3 protein-coding genes are annotated in these 19142 nt (G+C 72.6%); all 3 read right to left on the minus strand.

Features of this window, described 5'->3' with window-relative positions; all coding sequences use genetic code 11:
- Positions 1-3296: amino acid adenylation domain-containing protein (locus ACFWY6_RS29720; protein WP_384696652.1), on the minus strand; the 3296-nt coding region annotated here is incomplete at its 3' end.
- 37 nt (positions 3297-3333) lie between these two features.
- Positions 3334-7881 carry an amino acid adenylation domain-containing protein gene (locus tag ACFWY6_RS29725; RefSeq protein ID WP_384696655.1) on the minus strand — a complete coding sequence of 1516 codons (4548 nt, stop codon included), beginning with the start codon at positions 7879-7881 and terminating at the stop codon, positions 3334-3336.
- Positions 7878-19121 carry an amino acid adenylation domain-containing protein gene (locus tag ACFWY6_RS29730; RefSeq protein WP_384696658.1) on the minus strand — a complete coding sequence of 3748 codons (11244 nt, stop codon included), beginning with the start codon at positions 19119-19121 and terminating at the stop codon, positions 7878-7880. Before ACFWY6_RS29730 ends, ACFWY6_RS29725 begins: the two co-directional genes overlap by 4 nt.
- Positions 19122-19142 lie beyond the last annotated feature (21 nt).

The raw sequence follows: 19142 nt of genomic DNA on the forward strand, positions 1-19142 counted from the left end.
GGCGCCCCCGGCGCGCCTCGGCGCGCGGGGCGCCGGCCCGGGGGGCCCGGCGGGCGGCGCCGCCCCCCCCCCCGCCCCGACTTGCGCGCCTCCAGGTCGAGCGCACCCTCCATCCGCAGCGCGAGCGGCAGGTTGTACGCCCCCGCCGCCTCCGAGTCCGCCTCGGCGAACCGGTTCAGGAACCACATGCGGCGTTGTGCGTACGAGACCGGCACCTGGTCGGGGCGCGGCTGCGGCAGCAGCTCCAGTCGCTTGCGTTCGACGGCGCCGGCCAGTTGCCTCGCCAGCCCGGCGGGCGAGGGTGCGCCGAACAGGTCGCGGATGCTCACTTTCGCGTCCAGCACCGCCCTGATACGCGCGACGAGTCGCATGCCGAGCAGTGAGTCCCCACCGAGTTCGAAGAAGCCGTCGTCCGGCCCCACCCGTTCCACACCCAGCACATCGGCGAACAGCCCGCAAAGGATCTCCTCCACGGGCGTGGCTGCCGCCCGTCCCTGGCCGGCCGCGTACTCGGGTGCGGGCAGCGCGGTCTTGTCGACCTTGCCATTGGGGGTGAGCGGCAAGGCGTCCAGCACCGTCACGGTGGCCGGGACCATGTGGTCCGGGAGGCGGGCGGCGGCGAATTCCCTGATGGCAACGGTGTCCGGAGCGGTCTCTGATACCGCGTACGCGGCGAGACGGTCGTCGCGGACGACGACGGTGGCCTGGGCGACGTCGGGGTGGGCGGTGAGGACGGACTCGATCTCACCGAGTTCGATACGGAAGCCGCGGATCTTCACCTGTTCGTCCGCGCGGCCCCGGAAGTGCAGCAGCCCGTCCGGACTCCACTTGGCGAAATCGCCAGTGCGATACATGCGTCCGCCATCGGCGTACGGGCAGGCCACAAACCGTTCGGCGGTCAGCTCCCGGCGGCCCAGGTAGCCGCGGGCCAGACCCGGACCGGCGAGATAGACCTCGCCGACTGCACTCGGCGGCACCGGGCGCAGGAAGTCATCCAGTACGTACACCTGGGTGTTGGACAGCGGAATGCCGATCGCCGGCGGCTGATCGTCCGGCGTGATGCCCTCGTCGAGCGCAACCGCCGTGGTCATGACGGTGGCCTCGGTGGGTCCGTAGGTGTTCCACAGCCCCGCCTGCGCACGCCACTTGGCGGCGAGATCAGCGGTCAGGCGCTCGGCACCCAGCACCCAGTTGCGTATGCCGGGGACCGTCTTCGGGTCGAGTACGGACAGCAGCGACGGCACCACGCTGGCCACCGTCACCCCGGCCGTACGGACCATCTCCGCCAGCGCCTGCGGATCCGTACGCTCCTCGCCGGTCGCGATCGCCAGCGTGCCACCGGACGCGAGGGTGGCGGCGACGTCAAGAACCGAGGCATCGAAGCTGAACGACGCGAACTGCAACGTCACCTCACCGGGACCGGCACCCAGCACAGGCCCCATCGCCTCGACCAGATTGGCCACCCCACGATGCGCCACCGCCACACCCTTCGGACGGCCCGTCGACCCCGAGGTGTAGATCACATACGCCAACTGATCAGGATCGACGGCGATATCCGGGGCCGCGTCGGGCTCGGCCGCAATGGCCGCGCCGGTGTCCGCCATCCACTCGGCATCGATCACCACCGAGGCGCCGCTGTCGACCGTCATGAACTCCAGCCGTTCGACCGGGTACTCGGGATCCAGCGGCACATACGCGCCCCCGGCCTTCCACACCGCCAGCATCGACGTCACCATGTCGACGCCGCGGGGCAACCGCAGCCCCACGCGCGACTCCCGAACCACACCGCGTCCACGGAGGTAGCGGGCCAGCCGATTCGACCGCACCTCCAACTCCCCGTACGAGAGGGCCTCCGCCCCACACCGCACCGCTGCCGCCTCCGGGTCCTGGACCGCCCGCTCCCGGAAACGCTCAGGAATGGACAGTGACGGCACCGGCCGCGCCGTGGCGTTCCACTCCCCCACCACCAGCGCCCGCTCACCCTCGTCGAGTACGTCGATCTCGCCCACCCGCACCCGCGGTTCCGCCGCCACCTGCTCCAGCACCCGCACCAACCGGCCGGCGATCGCGGCGACGTCCTCCCGCCCGAACAGCTCCTCCTGATAGTCCAGCTTGAGATGCATCCGCTCCTCGGGCACCACGATCAGCGCGAGCGGATAGTGGGAGGCGTCCCGCACCGCCGGTGTGCGGCGGATTTCGAGGCGTTCCGGGGCGGGCTCCTCCTTCGGCGGGCTGGGGTAGTTCTCGTACACCACGATCGTGTCGAAGACGCCGCCCGGGCCGGCAATACGCTGCACCTCGGGCAGTCCGAGGTGCTGGTGCGCCATCAGCGCGGACTGGCGTTGCTGCAGGTCGGTGAGGAGTTGGGCGACCGGTTGGGCGGCCTCGAGGCGTACCCGCACGGGGAGGGTGTTCATGAAGAGGCCGACCATGGACTCCACGCCGGGCAGTTCCGCGGGCCGCCCGGCGGCGGTCGCGCCGAACACCACATCCGTGCGGCCGGCCAGCTGCCCCAGAACCAGCGCCCAGGCCGCCTGGATCACGGTGTTGAGGGTCACGCCCTGGCCGCGGGCCAGCCGGGTGAGGTCCTGGGTCAGCTCGGCCGAGAGGTCGGTGATGAGGTTCGCGGGCTCGCCGGGACGCCTGCCCGGGTCGGCCGGGGCGACCAGCGTCGGCTCTTCGGCGCCGGCGAGTTCCGCCTGCCAGGCCGCCCGCGCGGCCGGCTTGTCCTGGCGCTGCAGCCAGGCCAGGTAGTCCCGGTACGAGGTGGCCCTGGGCAGTCCACGCGGGTCGCCGCCGGCCGCGTAAATGGCCGCCAGTTCGCCGAAGATCACGGGCAGCGACCAGCCGTCCATGAGGACGTGGTGGCTGGTCAGCACGAGCCGGTGGCGGTCTTCCGCGAGGCGGATGAGGAGCAGTCGCAGCAGCGGCGGCGTCGCCGGGTCGAAGCGCTCCCGCAGTTCCGCCTCGCACCGCCGCTCGATCTCGGCGGCCGCGTCGGCTTCCGCCAGCCCACTGACGTCCGCGTGCTGCCACGGCAGGGTCACCTCGCGGGCGATGACCTGCACCGGTTCGCCTGAGCTCCGCCGCCGGAAGCTCGCCCGCAGCGCGGCGTGCCGATCCAGCAGCGCCGCCCAGGAGGCGCGCAACACATCGGCGTCCAGCGGCCCGATCAGGTCGACGCCGCGCTGGCCCTGGTACACATCGGCACCCTGGTCGTCGAACGAAGCGTGGAACAGCAGCCCTTGCTGCAGCGGCGACAGCGGCCAAACGTCCTCGACACGAGCTCGGGCCATCGGATTCTTCTCCTCATAGTTGCCTGGGTCGAGTGGCTTACGCGCGGTCGTCGGCGAATTCGGACTCGAGATCGTCGACCTCGTCCTGGCCGAGGTCGAGCAGGGGGAAGTCGGAGGGGGTGTGGCCGCCGGCGGCCGGGTCGGCCGTGGTGTGGTCGGCCAGTCCCGCCAGCAGATCCAGCCAGCCGAGCCCCAGCCGGTCGGCGTCGGCCGCGTCCAGCAAGCCGCCGGGCCAGGCCAGCGACAGCGACAGCTCCGGTCCGCTCGGGGTGTCCTGGACCAGGGCGCCGGCCTCCAGTACGTGCCGCGTCGGCATGCCCGGCCCGGCCGCGCCACCCAGCGCCGACTCGCCGGCCGGCTCCCAGGCGGCGGGTGGTCCGCTGGAGTCGCCGGCGGGGAAGCGGCCGAGGTAGTTGAAGCCGATCTGCGGGGCGGGCAGCCCGGCGAGTACGGGTGCGGTCTCGGGGTTCAGGTAGCGCAGCAGCTCAAAGCCGAGCCCGTCCCCGGCCGCGGCCTTGGCCTGCTCCCGCACCGTCTTGAGCAAGGTGCCCGCGGCTGGTCCACCGGTCTGCGCCCGGTCCGGTCCTGCCGTGCCGACGCGCAGCCGGACCGGGCGCGTACTGGCGAACCAGCCCACGGTCCGCGACAGATCGACGGTGTCGTGCAACTGCTCCCGGCCGTGCCCCTCGATGTCGACCAGCACGCCGGCGCCGTACTCCGGCCGCCACCGCACCACCGCGCCCGCCAGCGCGGCGAGCAGCACCTCGTGCACGCCGCAGTGGAAGACGGCCGGGGTGCGGGAGACGAGCGTCTCCGCCGCGGCCGCGGGCACCAGCCAGCGGCGCCGGACCGTGGTCCGCTCGGTGTCCTGCGCGGGGTCCAGCGGGCGCCGTCCCAGCACCGGCTCGCCGGCGGCGAGGAACTGCTGCCAGGCGGGGAGTTCCGCCGTCCGCTGCTCGCTGACGGCCTCGGCGGCCAGCAGCTGCGACCAGCGACGGAAGGACGTGCCCACCGGGTCCAGGGCCGGCTCCTGGCCGGCGGCCGCCGCCTCGCAGGCGGCCCGCAGATCGGGCAACAGGACCCGCCACGACACGCCGTCCACGGCGAGGTGATGCACGACGAGCAGCAGGCGGCCCACTCGCTCGGGTCCGGCGTCGAGCCACACCACCTGCGCCATCACCCCGGCGCCCGGATCCAGCCGGCCGACGGCTGCCTCGGCCTGGCCGGCCACGAGCGCGTCCAGCGCCCCCACCTGCACGTTTGCCGCGTCTACGCGGGATATGAGCGCCGGTACGTCGGTCGAGCCCGGCTCCGGCACCACCAGCTTCGACTCGGCGGCCAGGAGCCGGGCGCGGAGGATGTCGTGCGCGTCCAGCACGGCGGCGACGCCGGTGGTCAGCGCCTGAAGACCCAGCTTCGGGGGCGCGCCGACGACCATCCACTGAGCGAAGCCAGCCGCTGTGACGGCGTTGCCGAGCGATCGCATCACCGGGGTGAAGGCGATCTCCCCCACACCGGACGCGTCAACCGCCGCTGCCTCGCTGTCCGTCGAGGCGACGACTCGCGCCAGACCGGCCGGGGTCCGCTCCTCGAAGACCTGCCGCGGCGACACCACCCAACCCGCACGCCGCACCCGCGACGCCAGCTGCATCGACATGATCGAATCGCCGCCGAGCCGGAAGAAGTCATCGTCCACCCCGACCTCGCCCACGCCCAGCACCTCGGCGAAGAGGCCGCAGAGGAGCTCCTCGACAGGCGTTGACGGCGCGCGACTCGGCTCGCGGGCGACTTCGGGGGTGGGGAGGGCGGCTTTGTCGATCTTGCCGTTGGGGGTGAGCGGCAGGGCGTCCAGGATCGTGATGGTGGCCGGGACCATGTAGTCGGGGAGGCGGGTGGCGGTGAACTCCCGTATGGCGGCGGGGTCCAGGGCGGTCGCGCACATGGTGTACGCGGCGATGCGGTCGTCACGGACGACGACGGTTGCCTGGGTGACATCGGGGTGGGCGGTGAGGACGGATTCGATCTCGCCGAGTTCGATGCGGAAGCCGCGGATCTTCACCTGTTCGTCCGCGCGGCCCTGGAAGTGCAGTTGCCCGTCGCCGCTCCATTTGGCGAGGTCGCCGGTGCGGTACATGCGCGCGCCGTCGGCGTACGGACAGGCCACGAACCGTTCGGCGGTCAGCTCCCGACGGCCCAGGTAGCCGCGGGCCAGACCCGGACCGGCCAGATACACCTCGCCGGTGGCACCGATCGGCACCGGACGCAGGAAATCGTCCAGAACGTAGACCCTGGTGTTGGACAGCGGGCTGCCGATCGCCGGCGGCTGATCCTCCGGACTGATTCCCTCATCGAGCGCTACCGCCGTGGTCATGACCGTGGCCTCGGTCGGCCCGTAGGTGTTCCACACACCGGCCACCGCACGCCACTTGGCGGCCAGGTCGGCGGTCAACCGCTCGGCACCCAGCACCCAGTTGCGTACGCCGGGGACGGTCCGCGGGTCGAGCACGGACAGCAGCGAAGGCACCACGCTCGCCACCGTCACCCCGGCCGATTCGATCATCTCCGCCAGCGCCTGCGGATCCGTACGCTCCTCACCGGCAGCGATAGCCAGGGTGCCGCCGGACGCGAGGGTGGCGGCGACGTCAAGAACCGAGGCATCGAAGCTGAACGACGCGAACTGCAACGTCACCTCGCCCGGACGGGCACCCAGCACCGGCGCCATCGCCTCGACCAGATTGGCCACACCCCGATGCGCCACCGCCACACCCTTCGGACGGCCCGTCGACCCCGAGGTGTAGATCACATACGCCAACTGGTCGTGGGCTATCTCTACTTCGAGCGGCAAACCGGACTCCGCGGCGATGGCTGCCCGTGCCTCCGCCAGCACAGCAGCATCGATCACCACCGACGCGCCGCTGTCGACCGTCATGAACTCCAGCCGGTCGGCCGGGTACCCGGGATCCAGCGGCACGTACGCGCCGCCGGCCTTCCATACCGCCAGCATCGACACCACCATGTCGACGCCGCGCGGCAGCCGCAGACCCACCCGCGAATCGGACCGGACACCCAGCCCCCGCAGATACCGGGCCAGCCGATTCGACCCGGCCTCCAGCTCCCCGTACGAGACGCTCTCCGGCCCGCACCGCACCGCGACGGCCTCCGGGACCCGAACCGCCTGCGCCCGGAACCGCTCCACCACCGTGTCCGAACCGACCGGCCGCGCCGTGGCATTCCACTCCCCCACCACCAGCGCCCGCTCACCCGCATCCAGCAGCTCGATCTCGCCCACCCGCATCCGCGGATCCGCCGCCACCTGCTCCAGCACCCGCACCAGCCGGCCGGCGATCCGCCCGGCGTCGCGCTCCTCGAAGAGATCGGGGCGGTAGGCCAGTTCGATCCGCAGCCGGTCGTGCGGGGTCACCCCCACGGTGAGGGGATAGTTCGTGGCCTGGCGGGTCTCGCCGCCGGAGATGGTGTAGGTCTCGGTGCGGTCTCCGAGCGGTTCCGGGGCCCTGGGGAAGCTCTCGTACACGACCAGCGTGTCGAAGCCCGCGCCCGGTCCGGCCGCGCGCTGGATCTCCGCCAGGCCGAGGTGCTGGTGTGCCATCAGCTCCGTCTGGCGCTGCTGCAGTCCGGTGAGCAGTTCCAGCACCGGCAGTTCGGGCCGTAGGCGGACGCGTACCGGCAGGGTGTTGATGAGCAGTCCGACCATGGACTCCGCCCCGGGCAGCTCCGCCGGCCGCCCCGCGACCGTGGCCCCGAAGACCACGTCGCTGCGGCGCGCCAGCCGCGCGAGCACCAGTGCCCAGGCGCCCTGCACCACCGTGTTCACGGTCAGGCCGTGGGTGCGGGCCAGTTCCGTGAGGGCCCGGGTGGCGGGCTCGGAGAGGTCGAGGCGGCACTCGCGCGGCAGTACCGCGGTCCGCGTCGGGTCGGCGGTCGCCACCAGGGTCGGTTCTTCGGCGCCGGCCAGCTCGGCTTGCCAGGCGGCCCTTGCCGCCGCCTTGTCCTGGCGGTTCAGCCAGGTCAGGTAGTCCCGGTAGCCGGCCACCGGGGGCAGCGTCCGGCTGTCGCCGCCGGCCGCGTACACCGCGGCCAGCTCATCGAGCAGCACCGGCATCGACCAGCCGTCCATGAGGATGTGATGGGTCGTCAGCACCAGCTGGTGCCGTTCGCCGGCGAGCCTGATCAGCAGCAGCCGCAGCAGCGGCGCGGCCGCCAGGTCCAGGCGCTTGGCGTGCTCCTGTGCGGCGAGTTCGGCTGCCCTGGCCGTCAGCTCGGCCTCCGCCAGGCCGGACAGGTCGGTCTCCCGCCAGGGCAGTCGCACCGTACGGGCGATGAGCTGGACCGGTGCTCCCGACTTGCGCTCGTGGAAGCTCGCCCGCAGGGCGGCGTGCCGGTCCAGCAGCGCTTGCCAGGAGGCCCGGAAGCGGGCCGGGTCCAGCGGCCCGGTGATCGAGATCACCGTCTGCAGGGCATAGACGTCCGGGCCTTCGCCGTCGAAGGAGGTGTGGAAGAGCAGCCCTTCCTGCAGCGGCGAGAGCGGCCAGACTTCGGCGAGGGCGTTTCCGTTGGGCGTCTTCACAGCGGGTTTTCTCCTTCGCGTTCCGCCACCAGCGCTTCGAACTCCTCGACCTCGTCCTGGGCGAGCTCGAGCAGGGGGAAGTCGGACGGGGTGTGGCCGCCGGCGGCGGGGTCGCCGTCCGTGTGCGCGGCAAGTCCGGTGAGCAGCGCCAGCCACTGGCGGCCGAGTGCCGCGCCCTGCGCGTGGTCCAGCAGGCCGCCCGGCCAGGCCAGCGACAGGGTCAGTTCCGGGCCGTGCGGGGTGTCCTGGACGATCGCGCCGGCTGCCAGCGCGTGGGTGGCCGGGGCCTGCGGGTCGGCGGCACCGCCCGGGCCCGTTTCGCCGGCCGGCACCCAGGCGTCCGGTTCGCCGGTGTTGGCAGCCCCGGCGGGGAACCGGCCCAGGTAGTTGAAGCCGATCTGCGGCGCCGGCAGCGCGGCCAGCTCCGGTGCGGTGCGTGCGTTCAGATGGCGCAGCAGCCCGTAGCCGAGGCCGTCGCCCGGAACCCGCTGGAGCTGTTCCTTGACCGCCTTCAGCAGGGCGCCGGCGGCCGGGCCTCCGGAGAGCGCGTCGGCGAGGTCCACGCCTGCGGACGCCACCCGGACCGGATGTACGCCGGTGAACCAGCCGATCGTGCGTGCCAGATCCACCCCGACGCGCTGCGCTTCCCGGCCGTGGCCCTCGATGTCGACGAGGGCGCCGGCGGCGTACTCCGGCCGCCACTGCGCCACCGCACCGGCCAGCGCCGCGAGCAGCACCTCGTGCACGCCACAGTGGAAGACAGCGGCGGTACGGGAGACGAGCGTCCGGGCCACGGCGGCGGGCACGACCCACTCCTCGCGGCGCAGACTTGCCACCGTGTCCCGTACGGGATCCAGCGGTCGCCCGCCCACCAGCGGCTCGTCGACGCTCAACAGCTCCTGCCAGACCGGGAGTTCCGCCGTCCGGTGCTCGCTGACGGCCTCGGCGGACAGCAGCTGCGACCAACGGCGGAACGACGTACCCACCGGGTCAAGGGCCGGCTCCTGGCCGACCGCAGCCGCCTCGCAGGCAGCCCGCAGATCCGGCAGCAGAATCCGCCACGACACCCCGTCCACTGCGAGATGATGCGCGACGACCACCAGGCGGCCCACTCGCTCAGGCCCGGCGTCCAGCCACACCACCTGCGCCATCACCCCGGCGCCCGGATCCAGCCGTTCGACGGCCGCCCGCGCCTCGGCCCGGACCAGTTCGCTGAGCTCAGTATCCGCCGCGCCGACCGCGGCCACCCGCGATACGAGCTCCGTGGCATCGGTCGAGCCCGGCTCCGGCACCACCAGCTTCGACTCGCCGGCCACCAGCCGTGCCCGGAGCATGTCGTGTGCGTCCAGCACGGCGGCCACTCCGGCGGTCAGCGTCTGAAGACCCAGCTTGGGGAGCGCACCGACGACCATCCACTGCGCGAAGCCCGGTCGTGTGACCGACTCCCCGAGCGAGCGCATCACCGGCGTGAAGGCGATCTCCCCCACACCGGACACGTCCACCGCCGACGCCCCGCCATCCGCCGCGGCGACGACTCGCGCCAGTCCGGCCGGGGTCCGCTCCTCGAAGACCTGCCGCGGCGACACCGCCCAACCCGCACGCCGCACCCGCGACGCCAGCTGCATCGACATGATCGAATCGCCGCCGAGCCGGAAGAAGTCATCGTCCACCCCGACCTCGCCCACGCCCAGCACCTCGGCGAACACGCCGCACAACGCCTCCTCCACCGGCGACGACGGCACCCGCCCCGCCTCGCGCACGACATCGGGCGCGGGCAACGCCGCCCTGTCGACCTTGCCGTTGGGGGTGAGCGGCAACTCATCCAGCACCATCACCACGGCCGGGACCATGTACTCGGGCAACCGGGCGGCCGCTGACTCCCTGACGGCGGCGCCGTCCAGCTCCGCGCCCGCGTCACGGACGACGTACCCGACCAGCCGCTCGCCGTTCGCCGCAACCAGCGTCTGGGCCACCCCCGGATGCGCGGCGAGGGCCGACTCCACCTCGCCCGGCTCGATACGGAAGCCGCGGATCTTCAGCTGCGCGTCCGCCCGCCCCTGGAAGAGCAGTTGGCCGTCGGAGGTCCACTTCGCCCGGTCGCCCGACCGGTACATCCGCCCGCCTTCGACGTACGGGCAGGCCACGAACCGCTCCGCCGTCAGCCCCGGCCGCCCGGCGTAGCCGCGGGCCAGGCCCGAGCCGGCCAAATACAGCTCTCCCGTGACGCCGGAGGGCACCGGCTGCAGGAAGCCGTCGAGCACAAAGGCCCGGGTGTTCGTCATCGGGCGTCCGATCGGCACGGTGCCGGCGCCCGGCGTCAGCGGCTGGCTCATGGCCGCGCAGACCGTCGTCTCCGTCGGCCCGTAGGCGTTCACCAGTCGCCGCCCGGAGGACCAGCGGTCAGCCACCGCCTGCGGACAGGCCTCGCCGGCCACCGTCACGGTCCGCACCGTGTCCGGCAGCGACTCCGCCACCGCCAGCAGGCTGGGCGGCAACGTTACGTGCGTCGTCCGGGTCCGTGCCAGGGCCTCGGCCACCGGCAGCTGCGGCGGCAGCTGTGCCGCGTCGGCCACCACCAGCGTGGCGCCGGACAGCAGCGCCATGCACAGCTCAGAGACAGCGGCGTCGAAGCTCAGCGAGGCGAACTGCAGCACCCGGGCGTCCGGGTGTACGGCGAACCGCTCGATCTGCGCCTGCGCCAGGTTCGCCAGCCCCACGTGCGAGACCACCACGCCCTTGGGACGGCCGGTGGAGCCCGAGGTGTAGATGACATAGGCCGCGTGCTCCGGCCGCAGCGGCGCGCGGCGCTCCGCGTCCGCGATCGCGCCGGGCACACCCGCCGCCACCGCCGCGGCCACGGCGGGCTCGTCCAACGCCAGGGCCCGGTCCGCGAACTCGTCCGGCAACACGCCGCGCACTGCGGTGGAACACAGCACCAGCGCCGGATCGGCGTCCCGCAGCATGAATTCCAGCCGCTGCCGCGGATACGCCGGGTCCACCGGTACGAAGACGCCGCCCGCCATCGACACCGCCAGCAGCGCCACCACCGCCGGCACCGTTCGCTCCGCCAGCAGCGCCACCCGGACCTCCGGCCCGACGCCGGCGGCGATCAGCCGGCGGGCCAGCCGGCCGGCGTCGTCCTGCAGCTCGCGGTAGGTCATGGTCCGCTCGTCCGGGTGTGACAGAGCCCGCTCGTCCCCGCGCGACAGGGCCCGCTCCTCCGGTACGAAGCTGAGCGCCGCCGCGTCCGGGGTCCGCCGCACCTGGCGGGCGAACAGCTCGGGCAGCGGGGCGGCGGTCACCGGCGCGGCGGGGTCGGCGTCGGTGTCGTTCCACTCCCGCAGCACCCGCGCGCGCCCGGCCGCGCCGAGGACGCCGATCCGGCCCACCGGCACGGTGGCGTCGGCGGCCAGCTGCTCCAGCACCCGCAGCAGGCAGGCCAGGTTCTCCGCCGCCCAGTCGCGGGTGCAGAGGTCCGGCCGGTAGACCACCTCTCCTGCCAGCCGGTCGCCGGGCGCCATGATGAGGGCGAGGGAGTAGTGGCTCGCGTCCTGCGACTTGCCGTCCGGCCGCAGCGAGAGGCCGCCCGCCGGGACGGCGTCGGCGGCGGAGCGCGGGTAGTTCTCGTAGACCACCAGCGTGTCGAACTCCGCACCGGCCCCGGCGAGTTTCTGGATCTCTGCCAGGCCCAGATGCTGGTGCCCCATCAGGGCGGCCTGGCGCCGCTGCAGGTCCGCGAGCAGATCCAGGGCCGGCTGCGCGGGGTCCAGACGGGCCCGTACCGGGAGGGTGTTGATGAACAGCCCGACCGAGGCGTCCGCGCCCTGCACGTCGGCGGGCCGGCCGGCCACCGTGCTGCCGAACACCACGTCGTCGCGCCCGATGAGCCGGGCGAGCAGCAGCGCCCAGGCGCCCTGCACGATCGTGTTCATCGTCAGGCCGTGGGTGCGGGCGAGTTCGGTGAGGTCACGGGTCAGTTCGGCGGAGCACTCGAACTCCAGCGGGATCGGGCGTGCCGCCGCGGCCGACCGGGCGGGCGCGACGCGGGAGGGCTCGTCGGCGCCGGCCAGCTCCGCCCGCCAGGCGGCCCGCGCGGCCGGCCGGTCCTGTCGGCCCAGCCAGGCCAGATACTCCCGGTAGGACGTCGCCGGCGGCAGCGCCGTCCGCCGCTCGCCGGCCGCCGCCTCGTACAACGCGGACAGCTCGTCGAAGAGGACGGGCAGCGACCAGCCGTCGACCACGACGTGATGAGTGGTCACCACCATGCGGTGCCGCCGCTCGCCGAGCCGGATCAGCAGTACACGCAACAGCGGCGCCTTGGTCAGGTCGAACCGCTCCGCCATCTCCGCCGCGCACAGCCGGCCGATCTCCGCGCGCGCCTGCGCCTGCGGCAGGCCGGACACATCGGCCGCGCGCCACGGCAGTGTGACGGCGTCGGCGATGACCTGCACCGCTGCTTCGTCGGAGGCACCCTGGTGGAAACTCGCCCGCAGGATGGGGTGCCGGTCAAGCACCTCCTGCCATGCCCCGCGCAGCCGTGCCGCGTCCAGCGGGCCGTCGAGCAGCAGGGCCCGCTGTCCCGCGTAGACGTCGGGCCCGTGGTCGTCAAAGGCGGCGTGGAAGAGCAGCCCTTCCTGCAGCGGGGACAGCGGCCATACGTCGGCCAGGTCCGGGACCGCCAGCTCCAGCTCCTGTACGCCGTGCTGGGTCAGGGGCAGTTGGAGAAGGGGGAAGTCGGCGGGGGTGCGGCCGCCGGCGGCGGGGTCGCCGTCCGTGTGTGCGGCGAGTCCGGTGAGCAGCGCCAGCCACTGGCGGCCGAGCTCGGCGGCCTCGGCGTCGTCGAGCAGGCCGCCTGCCCAGGCAAGGGAGAGCGTCAGCTCGGGCCCGTGCGCGGTGTCCTGAACAACCGCGCCCGCGTCCAGCGCGTGGGCGGCCGGAGCCTGCGGGTCGGCGGCACCGCCCGGGCCGGACTCACCGGCGGGCTCCCAGGCGGCCGCTTCGCCGGTGTTGGCAGCCCCGGCGGGGAACCGGCCCAGGTAGTTGAAGCCGATCTGCGGTGCCGGCAGCGCGGCGAGTACCGGCGCCGCCTCGGGGTTGAGGTAGCGCAGGAGCTGGTAGCCGAGGCCGTCGCCGGCCTTGGCCCGGGTCTGCTCCTTGACCATCTTCAGCAGGGCGCCGGCGGCCGGGCCACCGGAGAGCGCGTCGACAAGGTCCACGCCTCCGGACGCCACCCGGACGGGGTGCACACTGCTGAACCAGCCCACGGTGCGCGAGAGATCCACCCCGTCGGCCAGTGCCTCCCGGCCGTGGCCCTCGATGTCGACGAGCACGCCCGTGGCGTACTCCGGCCGCCATTGCGCCACCGCACCGGCCAGCGCGGCGAGCAGCACCTCGTGCACGCCACAGTGGAAGACAGCGGCGGTACGGGAGACGAGCGTCCGGGCCACGCCGGCGGGCACGACCCACTCCTCGCGGCGCAGACTTGCCACCGTGTCCCGTACGGGATCCAGCCGTCGCCCGCCCAGCAGCGGCTCGTCGACGCTCAACAGCTCCTGCCAGGCGGGGAGTTCAGCCACCCGGCGCTCGCTGACGGCCTCGGCGGCCAGCAGCTGCGACCAACGGCGGAACGACGTACCCACGGCTTGGAGTCGGGGCTCCTGGCCGACAGCCGCGGCTTCGCAGGCGGCGCGCAGATCCGGCAGCAGGACCCGCCACGACACCCCGTCCACGGCGAGGTGATGCACGACGAGCAGCAGGCGGCCCACCCGCTCGGGTCCGGCGTCGAGCCACACCACCTGCGCCATCACCCCGGCGCCCGGATCCAGCCGGCGGAGTGCGGCCTGCGCCTCGACCCGGACCAGTTCGCTCAGCTCCCGATCCTCGACACCGGTGGCATCGACGCGGGACACGAGCGTCGGTACGGCGATCGAGCCCGGCTCCGGCACCACCAGCTTCGACTCGGCGGCCAGGAGCCGGGCGCGGAGCATGTCGTGCGCGTCCAGCAGCGCGGCCATGCCGGCGGTCAGCGCCTCAAGACCCAGCATCGGGGGCGCGCCCACGACCATCCACTGTGCAGACCCGGCGCCAGCCACGGACTCACCGAGCGACCACATCACCGGGGTGAAGGCGATCTCCCCCACACCGGACGCGCCCGGCCCGGCCCCGGCCACCGACTCCGCCGAACAGTCCGGCTCCACGACCCGCGCCAGACCGGCCGGAGTGCGCTCCTCGAACACCTGCCGCGGCGACACCACCCAGCCGGCCCGCCGCGCCTGCGACGCCAGCTGCATCGACATGATCGAATCGCCGCCGAGCCCGAAGAACGAGTCGTCCGCCGCTACGCGGTCGATCCCCAGGACCTGGGCGAAGAGGGTGCAGAGGATTGCCTCGACGGGGGTGGATGGTGCCCGTCCGTGACCGGTGGCAGTTTCGGGGATGGGGAGGGCGGCTTTGTCGACCTTGCCGTTGGGGGTGAGGGGCAGGGCGTCCAGGACCGTGACGGTGGCCGGGACCATGTAGTCGGGGAGGCGGGTGGCGGTGAACTCCCGTATGGCGGCGGGGTCCAGCTCCGGCTCGGACACGGTGTACGCGACGAGGCGGTCGTCACGGACGACGACGGTTGCCTGGGTGACATCCGGGTGGGCGGCGAGGACGGACTCGATCTCGCCGAGCTCGATGCGGAACCCGCGTATCTTCACCTGTTCGTCCGCGCGGCCCTGGAAGTGCAGCAGCCCGTCGCCGCTCCATTTGGCGAGATCACCGGTGCGGTACATGCGTCCGCCGTCGGCGTACGGACAGGCCACAAACCGTTCGGCGGTCAGCTCCCGACGGCCGAGGTAGCCGCGGGCCAGACCCGCACCGGCCAGATACACCTCGCCGGTGGCACCGATCGGCACCGGACGCAGGAAATCGTCCAGGACGTAGACCTGAGTGTTGGGCAGCGGACTCCCGATCGCCGGAGATGGGCCGTCTGCGCTGATTCCCTCATCGAGCGCTACCGCCGTGGTCATGACCGTGGCCTCGGTCGGCCCGTAGGTGTTCCACACACCGGCCTGCGCACGCCACTTGGCGGCCAGGTCGGCGGTCAGGCGCTCGGCACCCAGCACCCAATTGCGTATGCCGGGGACCGTCTGCGGGTCGAGCACGGACAGCAGCGCAGGCACCACGCTCGCCACCGTCACCCCGGCCGATTCGATCATCTCCGCCAGGGCCTGCGGATCCGTACGCTCCTCGCTGGTGGCGATCGCCAGCGTGCCACCGGACGCGAGGGTGGCGGCGACGTCGAGCACCGAGGCATCGAAGCTGAACGACGCGAACTGCAACGTCACCTCACCAGGACCGGCACCCAACACCGGACCCATCGCCTCGACCAGATTGGCTACGCCCCGGTGCGGCACGGCCACGCCCTTCGGGCGGCCGGTCGACCCGGACGTATAGATCACATACGCCAACTGATCGAGATCACAGTCCACTTCGAGCGGTGCACCTTGCTCGGCAGCAACCCCGGCCCTGGCTTCCGTCAGCCACTCGGCATCGATCACCACCGACGCGCCGCTGTCGACCGTCATGAACTCCAGCCGGTCGACCGGGTACTCGGGATCCAGCGGCACATACGCGCCCCCGGCCTTCCACACCGCCAGCATCGACACCACCATGTCGACGCCGCGCGGCAACCGCAGACCCACCCGCGACTCGGACCGGACACCCTGACGACGCAGGTAGCGAGCGAGCCGATTCGACCGGGCCTCCAGCTCCCCGTACGAGACGGCCTCCGCCCCGCACCGCAGCGCACACGCGTCCGGAACTCGAGCCGCCCACTCCCGGAAACGCTCGGGCACGGTCAGCGGTCCGACCGGCCGCGCCGTGGCGTTCCAATCCCCCACCACCAGCGCCCGCTCATCCGCATCCAGCAGATCGAGTTCGCCCACCCGCACCCGCGGATCGGCGGCCACCTGCTCCAGCACCCGCACCAGCCGGCGTACGATCCGCTCGGCCTCCCGCTGGTCGAACAGGTCGTGGCGATAGTCGAGTCGAAGCTTCAGCTCGGACGCGTCCACCCCCAGCGCCAGCGCGAAGTTCGTTGACTCCCGCATCCCCGCACCCGTCAGCCGGACGGAGTCGAGGGCGGCCGGCACTTCCGGGTCACCGGGGAAGTTCTCGAATGCGAGCAGCGTGTCGAAGCTCGCGCCCGGACCGGCCAGCCGCTGGATCTCCGTAAGGCCTAGATGCTGGTGGTCCAGCAGCGCGGACTGCTCCGCTTGCAGTTCGGTCAACAGCTGGGCCACCGACTGCATGGCCGCAAACCGCACCCGCACGGGGACCGTGTTGATGAAGAGGCCGAGCATGTCCTCCATGCCAGGCAGCTCGGCCGGCCGCCCCGCGACTGTCGCCCCGAACACCACGTCCCGACGTCCCGTCAAACCACCGGCCACCAGCGCCCAGACAGCCTGCACGACGGTGTTCAGGGTCACGTCCGCATCGCGGGCGAGACGTGTCAGTTCCCGGACGAGCGGCGGGGCCGGCTCGGCGCTGACGTAGGCGGTTTCGCCGGGCGATCGGGCCGGGTCGGCCGGGGCGACCAGGGTCGGTTCCTCGGCCCCGGACAGGGCCTGCTCCCAGGCCGACCGCGCGGCGTCCTTGTCCTGCCGCGCCAGCCAGCCCAAGTACTCCCGGTACGGGGTAATCGCGGGCAACCCCGCGCCACTGCCGCCGGCCGCGTAGGCAGTCCACACCTCTCGCAGCAGGATCGGCAGCGACCAGCCGTCCAGCACCAGGTGGTGCATGGTGATCACCATGCGATAGCGGTCCGCACCCAGCCGGATCAGCAGTACGCGGATCAGCGGCGGCCGCGCCACGTCAAAGCCCCGCGCCCGCTCGGCCAGCACCAACTCCTCGGCCTGTTCCGGCTGTTCCGTCAGCTCTTCCTCGCGCCAGGGCAACCGCACACCCTCGACGATCACCTGCAGCGGCTGCTCGACACCGACTGCCTGCCGGAAACCGGCCCGCAAGCTGTCATGCCGGTCAAGCACCGCCTGCCACGACGCCCGCAAAGCACCTGCGTCCAGCCGCCCCTCCAAGTCCAGGACCAGCTGCTCCACATACGTATCCGTGCTCTGCTGATCGAACAGCGCGTGGAACAACAGCCCTTCCTGCAGCGGCGATACGGGCAACACCTCGACCAGCCCGGGTGCTGCCGCCTCCAGCTCCTCCACCTGCGACTGCCCCAACACCACCAACGGAAAATCCGACGGCGTATGACCACCACCACCCGACGCCACATGAGCCTCAAGCCCGGCCAGCATCTCCGCCCAGCCATCAACCAGAGACTGCGCCGCCTCCACGCTCAACAGCCGCTCGGGCCAGGAGAGGCTCAGGGTGAGTTCCGGGCGGCCCTCGGCCAGGTCATGCACTGCGCCCATGAACTCCAGGGCATGCAACACCGGGAAGTCGCCGCGGACCCCGGCGCCGAGGTCGTCGTCGAGCAGCTGCCAGTCGCCGCCCGCGGGACCGCTGAAGCGGCCCAGGTAGTTGAAGCCGATCTGCGCGGCCGGCAGCGCCGCGCTCTCCTGCGCCGTATCGGGGTTGAGGTACCGGAGCATGCCGTAGCCCAACCCGTCCCCGGGCACGGCCCGCACCTGTTCCTTGACCCGCTTGACGACATCCCCGATAGCCGTCGCCCCGCCGGCATCCAGCCGGACCGGGTGCACTCCGGTGAACCAGCCCACCGTTCGCGACAGATCCACCCCGTCGCTGCCGAAGGACTCCCGCCCATGCCGCTCGACGTCGACCAGGAATGACGCCTGCGCCTGATCGACCCACTCCTCAAGCGTCGCCGCCAGCCCCGCCAGCAGCACCTCGTCGACCTTGGCACCGAACGCCGCCGGCACCCCGGTCAGCAGCGCCGACGTCACCGACTCCGGCACCCGCACCGACACCCGCCGCACCGACGACTCGACATCCCGCACCGGATCCAGCGGCAGCGCCGTCAGCACCAGGTCGGAACCTGTCGACATCGCGGCCCAGGCCTCCAGCTCCGCCAGCCGCCCGGCACTCCCGGCCTGCGCCTGAAGCTCCCGCGCCCAATGCCGGAACGATGTCGCCACCGGCGCCAGCACCGGCTCCCGACCCGCAGCCAACGCCGCACACGCCGCCACCAGATCCGGCAGCAGCACCCGCCACGACACCGTGTCCACCACCAGGTGGTTGAAGACGAGTACCAGTCGCCCCTCGGCTACCGGACCGGCGTCGAACCACACCGCGTCGAGCATCTGACCGGCGGCCGGATCCAGCCGCCGCACGGCCGCTCGGACCTGTGTGTCGGTGAGCTCCCGCAGCGCGTCGTCCGCCAGGCCGGTCGCGTCGACCCGGTGGACCCATGCCCGCTCGGGCACGTCCGCCGGCACCTCGAGCCGTGGCTCCGGACCTGTTACCAACCGCGCCCGCAGTACGTCGTGGTGACCCACCAGCGCCTGCACCGCACGTACGAGAACGTCGAGGTCCAGTCCGGCCGGGGTGCTCACCACTCCCGACTGCACGGCCTCGCCCACCTGGTCGAGTCCGACTCGTTCGATCAGCTCATGCATCACCGGCGTCAGCGGCACCGCACCCACACCGGACTCCCCGCCCGGCACCACACCACCGCTGTCCACGGCCTCCGCAACCCGCGCCAGACCCGCCGGCGTCCGCAGCTCGAACACCTGCCGCGAGGAGATCGCCAGCCCTGCCCGCCGAGCGCGCGACACCAGCAGCATCGACATGATCGAGTCGCCGCCCAGCTCGAAGAACGAGTCCTCGGCACCCACGCGCTCCAGCCCCAACACTTCGGCGAAGAGATCGCACAGCAGCACCTCGGCCTGCGTCGCCGGCGCCCTGCCACCGCGGGCCGCCCGCTCGGGCGTGGGCAGCGCGGCCTTGTCGACCTTGCCGTTGGGGGTGAGCCGCAGCGCGTCCAGAACGGTCACGATCGCCGGGACCATGTGCTCCGGGAGCCGGGCGGCGGCGAAGTCCAACAGGGCGGTCGTCTCGATGCCGCTGCCTGCGGTGGGAACGGCGTAGGCGGCGATGCGGTCGTCACGGGCGATGACCGTGGCCTGGGTGACATCCGGGTGGGCGGCGAGGACGGATTCGATCTCGCCGAGCTCGATGCGGAAGCCGCGGATCTTGACCTGTTCGTCGGCGCGGCCCTGGAAGTGCAGTTGCCCGTCGCCGCTCCATTTGGCGAGGTCGCCGGTGCGGTACATGCGGGCGCCGTCGGCGTACGG

This window comes from Streptomyces sp. NPDC059037, assembly GCF_042740015.1.
In the GTDB taxonomy this organism is placed as follows: Bacteria; Actinomycetota; Actinomycetes; order Streptomycetales; family Streptomycetaceae; genus Streptomyces.